At 42.6% G+C, this 12,199-nt stretch carries 15 protein-coding genes; 8 read left to right on the forward strand and 7 right to left on the reverse strand.

Features of this window, described 5'->3' with window-relative positions:
* The first annotated feature begins 242 nt into the window (after nt 1-242).
* The 3 genes from I1A42_RS06335 (at nt 243) to btuD (ending at nt 3,144) form a co-directional block, all read left to right on the forward strand.
* Nucleotides 243-1,268, forward strand: coding sequence for a succinylglutamate desuccinylase (locus I1A42_RS06335; RefSeq protein ID WP_196122940.1), 1,026 nt, complete (start codon nt 243-245; stop codon nt 1,266-1,268).
* A gap of 138 nt (nt 1,269-1,406) precedes the next feature.
* Nucleotides 1,407-2,402 carry a vitamin B12 ABC transporter permease BtuC gene (gene btuC / locus I1A42_RS06340; RefSeq protein ID WP_196123779.1) on the forward strand — a complete coding sequence of 332 codons (996 nt, stop codon included), beginning with the start codon at nt 1,407-1,409 and terminating at the stop codon, nt 2,400-2,402.
* Nucleotides 2,389-3,144, forward strand: a complete 756-nt coding sequence (gene btuD, locus I1A42_RS06345; RefSeq protein ID WP_196122941.1) for a vitamin B12 ABC transporter ATP-binding protein BtuD — start codon at nt 2,389-2,391, stop codon at nt 3,142-3,144. Before btuC ends, btuD begins: the two co-directional genes overlap by 14 nt.
* A gap of 374 nt (nt 3,145-3,518) precedes the next feature.
* On the opposite strand, the gene I1A42_RS06350 is transcribed toward btuD, so the two are convergent.
* From I1A42_RS06350 to I1A42_RS06365, 4 genes are all read right to left on the reverse strand, one after another.
* Nucleotides 3,519-4,094, reverse strand: coding sequence for a nucleoside triphosphate pyrophosphohydrolase family protein (locus I1A42_RS06350; protein WP_196122942.1), 576 nt, complete (start codon nt 4,092-4,094; stop codon nt 3,519-3,521).
* Nucleotides 4,095-4,232: 138 nt separating this feature from the next.
* On the reverse strand, nt 4,233-4,583 hold the full coding sequence (locus tag I1A42_RS06355) for a DUF2750 domain-containing protein (RefSeq protein WP_196122943.1): 351 nt from the start codon (nt 4,581-4,583) through the stop codon (nt 4,233-4,235).
* Between the two features lie 80 nt (nt 4,584-4,663).
* A complete protein-coding gene (locus tag I1A42_RS06360) occupies nt 4,664-5,236 on the reverse strand; it encodes a DUF1415 domain-containing protein (protein WP_196122944.1) in 573 nt (190 codons plus the stop codon).
* Nucleotides 5,237-5,317: 81 nt separating this feature from the next.
* Nucleotides 5,318-6,532, reverse strand: coding sequence for an MFS transporter (locus I1A42_RS06365; RefSeq protein ID WP_196122945.1), 1,215 nt, complete (start codon nt 6,530-6,532; stop codon nt 5,318-5,320).
* Between the two features lie 101 nt (nt 6,533-6,633).
* On the opposite strand from I1A42_RS06365, the gene I1A42_RS06370 reads away from it, so the two are divergent.
* Nucleotides 6,634-7,503, forward strand: a complete 870-nt coding sequence (locus I1A42_RS06370) for a LysR family transcriptional regulator (protein WP_196122946.1) — start codon at nt 6,634-6,636, stop codon at nt 7,501-7,503.
* A gap of 42 nt (nt 7,504-7,545) precedes the next feature.
* Here I1A42_RS06370 and I1A42_RS06375 read toward each other — a convergent pair whose 3' ends face one another.
* Complete coding sequence (locus I1A42_RS06375; protein ID WP_196122947.1) at nt 7,546-7,773, reverse strand: glutaredoxin family protein; 228 nt, start codon at nt 7,771-7,773, stop codon at nt 7,546-7,548.
* 128 nt (nt 7,774-7,901) lie between these two features.
* Between I1A42_RS06375 and I1A42_RS06380 the strand changes: the two genes are divergently transcribed.
* The 3 genes from I1A42_RS06380 to I1A42_RS06390 all read left to right on the forward strand — a co-directional run bounded on the left by I1A42_RS06380 (nt 7,902) and on the right by I1A42_RS06390 (nt 9,834).
* Complete coding sequence (locus I1A42_RS06380; protein ID WP_196122948.1) at nt 7,902-8,408, forward strand: M48 metallopeptidase family protein; 507 nt, start codon at nt 7,902-7,904, stop codon at nt 8,406-8,408.
* A gap of 2 nt (nt 8,409-8,410) precedes the next feature.
* Entirely contained in the window at nt 8,411-9,523 is a 1,113-nt protein-coding gene (rlmF, locus tag I1A42_RS06385; RefSeq protein ID WP_408063516.1) for a 23S rRNA (adenine(1618)-N(6))-methyltransferase RlmF, read from the forward strand.
* An 89-nt stretch (nt 9,524-9,612) separates the two neighbouring features.
* Entirely contained in the window at nt 9,613-9,834 is a 222-nt protein-coding gene (locus tag I1A42_RS06390) for a hypothetical protein (protein ID WP_196122949.1), read from the forward strand.
* Here I1A42_RS06390 and I1A42_RS06395 read toward each other — a convergent pair.
* Nucleotides 9,831-10,442, reverse strand: a complete 612-nt coding sequence (locus I1A42_RS06395; protein WP_196122950.1) for a tetratricopeptide repeat protein — start codon at nt 10,440-10,442, stop codon at nt 9,831-9,833. The two genes, I1A42_RS06390 and I1A42_RS06395, sit on opposite strands and share 4 nt — an antisense overlap.
* A gap of 169 nt (nt 10,443-10,611) precedes the next feature.
* Nucleotides 10,612-11,556, reverse strand: a complete 945-nt coding sequence (gene metA, locus I1A42_RS06400) for a homoserine O-acetyltransferase MetA (RefSeq protein ID WP_161156094.1) — start codon at nt 11,554-11,556, stop codon at nt 10,612-10,614.
* A 258-nt stretch (nt 11,557-11,814) separates the two neighbouring features.
* Between metA and I1A42_RS06405 the strand changes: the two genes are divergently transcribed.
* The gene (locus I1A42_RS06405; protein ID WP_196122951.1) at nt 11,815-12,189 is read left to right on the forward strand and encodes an ATP-binding protein; all 375 of its coding nucleotides are present in this window, start codon (nt 11,815-11,817) and stop codon (nt 12,187-12,189) included.
* Nucleotides 12,190-12,199: the final 10 nt, after the last annotated feature.

Below are 12,199 nucleotides of genomic sequence, written 5' to 3' on the forward strand. Positions count from 1 at the left end.
TTGGGTGAATTTCAATTAATAAAACGGTGTTGACGCTAACATCTCAATGTGAACTTTGATGTGGTAAACGTTTATAACTAAGGACTAGGTCACATAGAGTTCACATCAGCGTAGAGTGTTAGCAAAAGTTAGTGATAAAATACTGTTATGTCAGGGTGTTAAATCGACGCGTTAAAATAAAGTTGCTTGATTGTAGGGAACCTGTACCTACTGTTGTTTGCTGTGCAAAAAAGGAGTCACACATGACGTCACTGTTTCATCAGTCATTTTTAGCGGATACGCTAGACATGACTACGGAAGTACTGCCAAGCGTTTGTAAAAACTCAAATGGCGTGACGCTGAAACTTCATCAACGTGGAATTTTAGAAGTGGTTCCAGCTCAGCAAACACCAAACACCCAACATGTGGTTATATCGGCTGGAGTTCATGGTGATGAAACTGCTCCTTTAGAATTGATGGAACAATGGGTTAATAAAATTGAAAATGGTTCATTAGCGGTAGAAACACGTTGTTTGTTCATTATTGCTCACCCCAAAGCAACCAATCGCTATAGCCGATTTTTGGACACAAACTTAAATCGTTTATTTGATGAAAAGCCGCAAGAGCCATCCTTAGAACTTGCTATTGCCGATAACCTTAAAATAGCGTTGAGTGATTTTTTTGCAGGTACTCGCGTTGATGCAAGATGGCATTTGGATCTCCATTGCGCAATTAGAGATTCTAAACATCTCTCTTTTGCCGTCAGTCCTCGTTCACGTCATATGACTCGCAGTCGAAAGCTGGTAGATTTTTTGCAATCGGCTGAAATTGAAGCTCTGATGCTATCCAATGCGCCATCCAGCACGTTTAGCTGGTATAGCGCGGAGTATATGCAGGCTCAAGCATTAACGGTTGAATTGGGGACAGTGGCACCGCTGGGACAAAATGATCTGACACAATTTACCGCATTCAGTAGCGCGATCATGGCCATCATTGCTAACGATGAGCTACCTAAAACAGAACACCAATTAACGACATATCGTGTCAGCCGAACCATTGTGCGCTTACATGAAGATTTTCGCTTTTTGTTCGATGATAACGTCAAAAATTTCACCTCTTTTATGCATGGAGAAGTGTTTGGCCACGATGGTGATAAACCCCTCATGGCACAAAATGAAGGGGAAGCAATCGTGTTTCCTAACCGCCATGTTGACATTGGTCAGCGAGCTGCGTTGATGGTATGTAACGTGGTGATTCGTTACGAGAATGACCAAATTGTTTATGATTAAAGGTCGAAAGTGGATGAGAGCAATGCTGTCCCTATAACGTTCTGACGCGACTGAGCGTTATCCTTTCCCTAAATATCACTTTCTATTTAAATGGCTTAACGTTAAGGTTGAGCCATTCTTATTTTGTACCCTGCGACTATGGATTTTAACCAGCTTATTATCTTAAAACAGCGGCGCTGGAAACGCGCAGCTTATCTCTTGATCCTAATTTTATGTGTGGTGGCTTGTATCTACTTAATGGTAGGTGGCATGTTTATTTCGCTTTTTTCCCAGCACACTATGCTAGAGTCGAGGTTACTCTGGGATTTACGATTACCGCGCTTACTCGCTGCAATGATAATTGGCGCATCATTAGGTATTGCCGGTGCTACGTTACAGGTTCTTTTAGGTAATGTGCTTGCTGAGCCTGGAGTCGTTGGTATTTCCGGTGGTGCGAGCGTTGCAATGGTGTTAGTGCTATTTTTCTTCCCTTTTGCCGCGACTCCCACCGTGTTTATGCTTTCGTGTATGGCTGGAGCACTCGTTTTTACTGCGTTGTTGGTCTTTATGGCTCGTGCGATGAGATTAACCACCTCTCGCTTATTGTTGGTCGGGGTGGCGCTCGGTATCTTGTCTGGCGCAGTAGTGACATGGGCATTTTATTTCAGTAATGATATGAGCTTACGTCAACTTATGTATTGGCTAATGGGCAGTGTTGGTGGCGTGACTTGGCCGCAACATACACTCAGCATTATTACTATTCCTGTGATAGGTTGGTTAATGTGCCAAGGCGATCGTTTAGATAAATTAATGCTCGGCGAAAGCTTTGCTCGTCAATTAGGCGTTAATATTGAAACGTTACGCTGGCAACTTATCTTAGCGGTGTCTGTGTTAGTCGGTAGTGCCGTAGCGCTAGGTGGTGTTATTGGCTTTGTAGGGTTAGTTGTCCCTCACGTACTGCGTCTAATGTTAGGCAGTGAAAACAAAATGTTAATGCCCCTCTCAGCTTTGGGGGGCGCTCTATTATTGACGAGTGCCGATCTTGTTGCTCGCTTGGCTTTGAAATCAGCGGAATTACCACTTGGAGTGGTTACAACAACGCTAGGTGCACCTATCTTTATTTGGATGTTGGTAAAAAATCATGATTCACGTTAATCATATCCATGTCGGTGAGCGGCTTTTGCCTTTGTCATTTACTTGTCAGCCGGGGGAAGTCCTGCATGTTGTAGGGCCCAACGGCAGTGGTAAGAGTACGTTACTCAATGCCATTGCAGGGATGATCAGCTATCAAGGCGAAGTCGTGATCGATGGTATCCCAACCGAGCAATTGCCCTTAACCGAGCTCGCATTATATCGGGCTTTTTTGGCTCAAAGCCAACGTCCTGCCTTTAACTTAGATGTCTTTCAGTATTTAGCGCTTTCTATACCTCATAGCGTTTCAGTACATGACGTAAACGTCGCGGCAGCGGTGCAAGAATTAGCGGATTTAATGAGTATTAGCGATAAATTGCATCGCTCTATTCATGAACTTTCTGGGGGAGAGTGGCAACGAGTCCGATTGGTCGGAAGTTGTTTGCAAGTCTGGCCGCGCCTTAATGACAAAGCAAGGTTATTGCTTTTAGATGAACCATCAGCACCGTTAGATATCGCTCAAGAAGCGATGCTCTACAAATTGATCGATTATATGAAACAAAAGGGGCTGAGTATCATCGTAGCAACGCATGATTTGAACAGAACATTGCGTCATGCTGACCGCGTACTTTTACTCAAACAAGGCGTATTACAGGAAAGCGGTATCCCCAGCGATGTGTTAACGGAAGAAAATTTAGCGCGAGTGTTTCAAACTCGAGTGAAGAGTGTTGATTTTGATGGAAAATCTCTACTCTTGTTCGAATGATTTTGGTGCATTGAGCACAAATGTGGATCAGTCGTTGAATGTCGCTAGAGGTGTTATTTTACCTGTTCTATATAAATCAATGACTTATGGTTTATTTTAAAGTTGGCACGCAATTGGCATTAAGTAAGAACGATACATTCTCGTTCTTGTTAGGCTTTTTATAGTCTCCTTAGCCACTTTGTCTCCCAAGGTGGCCTTTTTTTTGCCTGAAATTTGTGCATAGACAATATATTGCATTGTGGCGTTACAGACCTACTGGTTTTTCCTCTCGGTGTATCATTGGATACAAGATGATTTGGACAGTCCAATATAAGAATTTGATTGTGGGTATAAAAAAAGCTGCTTAAAGCAGCCTTTATGATATTTCGTTCGTATTACTTAGTTAGTGGTGCTAAGTCGGCAGGACGGTAGTAAACAGATTTAAGTACTTTGCCTTTTTTCACTGTTTTACTTTCTGATACAAAATCTTCTGCACATTTAGCGATGATGTAGTTGCCTTTTTCAACGGCCATCAGTTTGATGCCTTGTTTCGCATAGAAGTCTTCCGTTTCTGCGTATTCGCTTTCATTACGGCACACTTTACTCATATTGGAGCTGTGCACTTCATCCCAACATGGTAAGAAATCAATACCACGATTGACGGCAACGTTTAATAGAATGTCAACGAGGTAGCTAATCGCTAGGTTGTCAGCAACACGGTTGTGGCCAAGATGAACTAAACGGCCCATCAACACATAAACACTGTCTACAATAGCGTCAGCTTGTTCAGTTTTATCTGGTGCTTCAGCTAATTCAGTCATCTCTTCAATGATCAAAGAAGAGTGCAGGGCATCTTGCTGCTCATCAAGAGTATCCGGTTGAGATACTGGTAAATCGAAAGTTGAGCGAAACTCTGTGATATCACGGTAAAGGTGGTCAAAGATTTCTTGCGTTAACTTAGTGAGTTGCATTGATATTGTCCGAAAATAGAAAGTATCGCTTATTCTAACAAAGCCCTGCTTTATCATCATCCGCGATAGGTCAATAAAAAATAAAACAAGACGCAGAATGTGCGTCTTGGATAGTAAAAATTCGTGTAAGCGCGATGATTATAGGTACTGTTTCGCAAGCTCTGAAGGTTCTACTTCTTTACCTTCTAATTGAGCATTCCAGTTGGTACCAATTAGTACACCATCTTCTGCTAGGGTGATTAACCAGTCTTCAACAAAGATGTCGAGTGGAATCTCTAGCACTTCGAAATCAGCCCACTCTTCAACGTTGTGCAGTTCTGCATCTTCTTTTGCAGACCAGAAAGGCATGACTTCACTTTCTTCGAATTCGGTTGATTCGCATGAAAGCCAGCCTTCGTCGTTACGTAGACCCCAAACTTTAGCGTTTTCTTGTGACTCTTTAATGAAAAGCTCTAGGTTTGCTTGGATATCTGAAGTTAATTTGCTCATGTTGTTCTCTCATAGAAATGCTGCGCGTAGGGTAGCATCTTCAATAGTGAAATCCCATGACGAATTTATGTGTGTTCTACTTATTCAGTGTTATCACGAAATAGGTATGGGAATAATTGTTTGCGCTGTTCAACGTTCAATGCCGACACTCGGGCGATATTATTATCCGGAATTTCTTCTGGATTTGGGAAATGGCGCAAAACTTTCTCCATACTTTCTTCGCGAATCAAATGAAAGATTGGGTATGGTGAACGATTGGTGAGGTTTTCGTCATCTTGTGGATCAGAGTCAGCAAAACAGTAGTCTGGATGAAATGTCGCAACTTGATAAATGCCTTCCCACTCCTGTTGGCGTATTAAGACATCGACCCAATCGATGAAAAAATTATAATCGACAAAGTCTTGCAACATATTCGGAACCACGACCAATGTTGTTTCTAATGTGGCTGGTTTTGTTGAATCAAGCTCCATAAATTGAGAGAGAATATCTTCAAGTAAGGCTTCTTCTTGCGTTGCTTGACTAACAAAAATCTTAATTTGTTTGTTTTTTTGGGGCTTAGCGGCAAACGGGCATAAGTTTAGACCGATCACTACATCATCTAACCATTGATTCACTTGTGTTGTGATGGTCTGAATATTTGTCGTTGAGCTCATAATGTGTCATTGCTTGTTATAAAAGTGCTGCAAGCATAGCACAAACTAAATTGATGACGTTCTGAATCCTGCATTACGAGGCTATTTGGGGACTGATATAAACGATGGCTGCTCGGTTGACTGACTTGCTATTCGCTTGAGTTTCCAGCATAACGCAAACATCACCACATAAATCACCATGGCTCCGGCCACAACGTATTCCCAACCACCGTGTTGCCAACAACTGAGCAGGTAAAATCCGCCCAAACTCCCCCCAACATAGTAATGAACTAAATAAAGAGCGGTGGCCGTTGCTTTTGCCTGAGTTGCGTGACGGCTGACCCATGAATACGCCAAGGTATGAGTAAAGAAAGCACCGCAGCTAATAAGTAGTAACCCTAGAAGTATGGTTGGTATGGTTTCCACTAATCCAACCCACATACCAATCAGGCTACACATAGAACCCAATATCATGCCTTGAATCGGGGTGTAATGCTTCACCCAGATACTGGTTAAGCGGGAGCTGATGGTTCCACCTAAATAGCACAGGAAAATCAATGACGCTAAACTGACTGGTAATGAATAAGGTGGTGCGGATAAGCGAAAACCTGCGACCGAATATAAATTAACAAATAGAGCAAAGTTAGTGCCGCCAATAAGCATTGCAACCCAGAGTTTTGGTGTTTTTAGGTGGCGAATAATATCTAAGTTATGTTGGCGAAAGCGACCTTTTTGCGCGACAAAATGCTGCTGTTTTGGTAGTAGATAAGCCACCAATAATGAGCCGATTAGGGTAATGCATGTCATGACCACTACCGCGTCTTGCCATCCGATCCAATCGGTCAGTACCCCTCCAAGTATCCGCCCCGATATTCCCCCAAGGGAGTTTGCCGCGATATAACTGCCAATCGCTTTGCTAAATGCTGGTGCTTCCAACTCTTCAACCATATAAGCAACAGCGACAGAGGCGAAAGCGGCTAACGCGATGCCCATTCCTGCCCGAGCAGCGACTAATAACCAAAACTCTTGGGTCATGAGCATAGTGATGCTGATTAATGGCATAGCAAATAAGCCAATAAGCATCACTTGCTTACGACCAACCGATTCAGAGCGGATTGCCCAAGGCACGAGACTTACAGACAGTGCCAACGTTGATGCTGCAAACAGCCAGTTTGTTTTGGTTTCTGATAGCGAAAAATGCTGGGCCATATAAGGCAGCATCGGCTGAAATAGGTATAAGTTAGAAAATACGAGGAAAGAACCAAAAGCGAGAGCAAAGGTGACTTTTTTATATTGGCTGCTTTGGAGAGAAATCATGATAACCACTTTATCAATTACAACGTGATCAAATTAGCAGTCGTCGAGGGATAAATAAAATATATTATCTCAATGACAACTAGATCGAATCAATATAAGTAATGGAAACCCGACATTTAAAACATTTTGTCGCAGTAGCGGAAAATGGCAGTTTTACTCAAGCTGCGCAACAGCTGCATATTGCTCAGCCAGCATTGAGTATTTCAATTAAAAAGTTTGAACAGTTGCTCGGTGTGACTCTGTTTAAGCGTGATGAACGCAAGGTGAGCTTAACGCACGAAGGGGAAGTATTACTGACCCATGCACTGCGTATCTTACGCCAAATTGATGATGCTCAGTTGGCGATGGATGAATTAAAAGGGGTTGTAAAAGGGGAGGTAAGGCTTGGCACTCCCGGCATGATGGGATCGTATTTTTTCCCGCAAATCATCATGGAATTTAAAAAGCAGTTCCCAAATTTAAAAATGACGGTGGTTGAAGCGGGAGCGCAATCGATACGTAAGATGCTATTGAGTGGAGAGCTCGATATCGGCGTTATTTTGAATCAAGATGTTCCTGCTGAATTGGAAGTGGACGCCATTTTGTCCTCCCAAATGGTGGCTGCGGTAAGTAATCAGCACCCATTGGCGCAAAAAAAACATATTGATTTTGATACTTTCTTTGCTCACGAGCTGGTGATGTTTAAGCCGGGATATTTTCATCGCGATTTTATTGATAAGGTGTGTAAAGAGAACCACTATGGAGTCGAGTTTTCTTTTGAAACGAACTTATTACCGATGATTTTGAGTATAGTCAAACAGCAGTATGCCATTACCGCATTACTTGAGTTAGCGACAGATGTTGAGCCTGATATTACAGCAGTGCCATTTAACCCACCCGTTTGGCTTGATTTGGCGATGGCTTGGCGCAAAGAAGGGTATTTATCCCATGCTGATCGAACGTTTATCGAATTTATTAAACAGTACGTTTAAACACGCAGTGAGCAGCATGGAATAGCGCGTTGTAAAAAAGGGTTAGTCCTTATACATCCGCTCAAAGTTTTTTGGGCTCCAACCAATCATCAGTTGATCGCCGATTTTAAGCACGGGTAAGCTACGTGCTCCAATCGCATCGAGCTCTTTTCGGCCACGCTGCATTTTAGCGTTACACAAGCGGTATTGGATCTGTTTGCTATCCAAATAGCGTTGCGCATCTTTACAATGTGGGCATTTATCTTTTACATAAAGAACGACACGTTTCATTATTTTTCTCCAATATCGCAGGGCAGAGGAGTGTACCTATCTATTCTAGCGCTTGCAACGAACTTGGATGAATCCCCATCTGCTTTAAGGTACACTTAGCGCCCTTTTTACAGGCAAGGTGTAAACAAATGAGCCAACCTGAGGTCATGAAATACATTCAGGGCTATCCTGACCATATTATTCAACCTGTACAGCAGTTGCTTGAAAATAAAAAGCTACTGCCATGGTTTGAGCAGCGATATCCGCAGCGTCATGATATTCAAAGTGAAAAGGCGTTATTTCAATACACTGTTGCGATAAAAAATCAGTTTATGAAGAAAACGGCACCGCTGAGTAAGGTGATATACGACAGTAAAATTCATCTGATCAATCACGCATTGGGTTTGCACACTTATGTGTCACGCGTACATGGTAATAAAGTGAAAGCGAAAAATGAAATACGTATTGCTCAAGTGTTTAAACAAGCGCCAGAACCTTTATTAAGAATGCTGGTGGTACATGAACTGGCGCATCTAAAAGAGAAAGAACACAATAAGGCGTTTTATCAATTGTGTTGCCATATGGAGCCTAATTATCACCAGCTCGAACTGGATGCGCGATTATTTATGATGGTTCAAGATTTAAAAGAGAAGTAAAGATGGTGAAACCAACCTCTGTTAACGCCCCAAAGCACTCGACGGCACAATCAAAACGCACCACATCGGCTAAAAGTATCGTTAAAAAAAGCGCCGCAAAAGCGGGAAAAAACGGCAGTAATACGGCGATGCAGGTTAAAGTGGTTAAAAGTAAAGCCGGGCTACATAAACGAAATCGCCATCATGGATCCTATGATTTTAAGGTGCTGAGCCAAGTTGAGCCTAAATTAAAAACACATATTAAAAAGAATCCTCTTGGGCAAGACACTATCTCCTTCTCTGATCCTGAAGCGGTGAAGCTACTTAATAAGGCGTTGCTGCATCATTATTATGGAATCCAGCATTGGGATATTCCACACGGCTTCTTGTGTCCGCCTATTCCTGGACGAGCTGATTACATTCACCGCTTAGCTGAGTTACTGTTTTTGGACTGTCCCATTGCGAAAACGATACCCGTGACGATGTTAGATGTTGGCATTGGCGCAAACTGTATTTACCCAATGATTGCGACGGTAGAATATGATTGGCAGGTCGTCGGTAGCGATATTGATCCAATATCAGTGAAGCATGCAAGCGAGCTCGTTAGAGCTAACGCACCATTACGCGGCCACATTGAATGTCGACTACAGAAAAATAGCCGTTCAATCTTTAAAGGTGTGATTGAGCCTAATGAGCGTTACACGGTCACAACCTGTAATCCTCCCTTCCATAGCTCATTAGCTGAAGCGATGAAAGGTACGGAGAGAAAGCGCAGCAATTTGAAGAAAAATCAGCACAAACGCGGAGTTAAAACACCAGCGCAATCGTCGGGCAAAGAGCATGTTTCTTCTGCTCTGAATTTTGGTGGGCAAAAAGCCGAGCTATGGTGTCCTGGTGGAGAAGCTGCATTTTTGAAAAATATGGCGGTAGAGAGTGCACAATTTGCGCAACAGGTTTTGTGGTTTAGTAGCCTGATTTCAAAAAAAGACAATGTACGTTGGATGAAAAAACAACTCGAAAAAGTGGGCGTGAGTGAAGTGCAAATTGTAGAAATGGCTCAAGGTCAAAAAATAAGCCGTTTTATTGCATGGAGTTTTCAAAATCATGCTCAGCGCAAGGAATGGATCACTAGATAATGCTATCGTGGCGAAAATTAAGGCTAACCTTGGCGACGTTAAGGTTAGCTTGATAGTCCGCACCACACCTCAGTATGAAGGAGGTCGCTATGGATTTTCCTCTCTATGTTCCTTGCCAGCCCGATTGGCTATGTGTGCCATTTTTATCCGTGTTTTCTGTACTTCTCCTTGTGGGGCTCATTCTCTTTATTCGATTGTTATACCGCGAATATAAGAAAGCACATCGAGTGTTGAAAGTGCATCGTCACCGTCGTACTCGCTATCGTGATCGTAAAGGCGGTAAAAATGGACGTCCTACAAATATTCGTTAATTCATATTGTGCATTATTCGGTATTGTTTCTCTAACTGATTAGCCTCGAGAGGTTTACCCATGGCGCGGAGAAACTGGATGTGTAATTGCCATATTCTGCTGCGTTGTGGTGCATGATTTTTCGCTAATTCAATCATGGTGAGTGCAGGTTGGTATTGTTTGTTTTGCCAGTAACACATCGCCGAGTTCTCGTAACTTGCCGCTATATTGGGATAATCAGGTTGTTGAATAGCCAAAGAAAAATAGTGTTGCGCTTTATTGTAGTGATGCCTTTGGCATAAAAACGTGGCGTAATTATGGAGCAATCCGCCATGGTGAGGGTGACGCTTGATGGCTTGTTGATATCTTTGAGCAGCCTTAGCAAATTCTTTCACTTGGGTGAAGTAGTATGAGAGAGCGATATCGGTTTCAATATAAGTGGGCGCTGCTCGTTGCGCTTTGTCGAGATTGAACTTGGCTTTAACGGTGTCACCTTGCTTTAAGTAAGCTAAGCCCAAGGCTATACGCGCATCAGCAATAGAGTTCGGAGCCGAAGATGTGTGTTGCGGCGATTGACTGACGCACCCTAAAAGTATGAGGCATATTATTGCTATCAAGATTTGCTTCATTGCTGCTCTCGGCGGTGGTGTCTCGAACTGAGAGTAAAAAGTACCGCTAAAAAGAGGAATACTTTAAAAGTGATGATGCGACTCAGTTGGCAAATACTAGGGAACAGATGAAAAAAGAGCCACGTAAACGTGACTCTAGAAAGTGATTATCCTGCGATGAGACTGACTATTAGTCTTCGTCTTTATTAAATTTATCTTCGCTGAAGTTTTCCAAATCGTACGGTGTTTGTTGGTAAACACAGTAGTTTAGCCAGTTTGCAAAGAGCAGGTGACCATGACTGCGCCAGCTTGCACGTGGTGGATTTTCAGGGTTGTTATCTGGGTAGTAGTTTACCGGCATTACCGGTTCTAGCCCTTCTTTGACATCGCGCATGTACTCATTGTGCAAGGTGTCAGCATCATACTCTGGGTGGCCAGTAACAAAGACATTACGTTTGTCTTTTGTGGCTGCGAGATACACACCTGCTTGCTCTGAAGTTGCAAGGATATCCAGATCAGTATTTTGTGCTAAGTATTCAGTATCAAAATCTGCGTAGCGGGAATGAGGTGCTAAGAATGTGTCATCAAAACCACGTAATAATGGGTGAAATTGACGACGAATTTCATGCTGGTAAACACCAGACAATTTATCTTCACGAGTACGCTTTGGCAGATTGTAGATGAGTTTTAGTGCAGCTTGAGCTGCCCAACATACAAACAGTGTTGAGGTTACGTGGCTCTTAGCCCATTCCATGATCTTTTTCAGATGGTCCCAATACACAACATCTTCAAATTGAACCAACCCTAAAGGTGCACCAGTAATAATCAAACCATCGAAATTACGTTTTTCGATCATTTCAAATTGGCGATAGAAGGCATTTAGGTGTTCTTCTGGCGTGTTTTTGCTACGGCGATTATCAATTCTTAACAGCTCAATATCCACTTGCAAGGGTGAGTTGGACAGCAGGCGCAAGAACTGGGTCTCCGTCTCTATCTTCTTCGGCATAAGATTTAAGATCAAAACCTTAAGCGGACGGATTTCCTGAGTCGATGCACGCGACTCTGGCATCACAAAGATGTTTTCATGGCGTAGAACATCTCTTGCTGGCAGTTGATCAGGTATCTTAATAGGCACGGCTTTCTCCCTAAGCGATAATTATGGACGTCTATACTTCTAGACTTATAACCTAACTCAGTAGATATGTCGAGTCCCAAATGCGATATTACAGAAATTAGCGAGGGATCCAAGCTGGATGATTAAGGCGTAATCAACGGGTCTAGATAAAGTCCAATCACAAAAGGAATGGTTCATTCTCTAGCGATGTGATTGTACTATACCCAAATAACCTCAAGATGCAGATATACATAACTGCAATTTTTGAATAAGTGATTTATGTCTTTAACCGTGACTTTGATTCGTGGCTTACCGGGCTCTGGTAAGTCAACTTTGGCGCAAAAGATCGAGGGAATTCATCTCGAAGCCGATATGTATTTTGTCGATGATGATGGGCAATATCATTTTGACCCTAATAAGCTGAACGATGCTCATCGTTGGTGTCAAAATCAGAGTGAATATTGGCTCAAGCAAGGAAAAAGTATCGTGGTGAGTAATACGTTTGTGCGGCGTTGGGAAATGGATGCTTACCGAAAATTAGCGAAACGTTACAAAGCTAAGTTAGTGGTCAAAGTGTGTCGTGGTCAATTTGGCAATGTACACAATGTGCCAGAAGAGACTCTAGCCCAAATGCAAAAACGTTGGCAAGAATAGTAATGTGTCT

Origin of the sequence: Vibrio nitrifigilis, assembly GCF_015686695.1 — a bacterium.
GTDB lineage: Bacteria > Pseudomonadota > Gammaproteobacteria > Enterobacterales > Vibrionaceae > Vibrio > Vibrio nitrifigilis.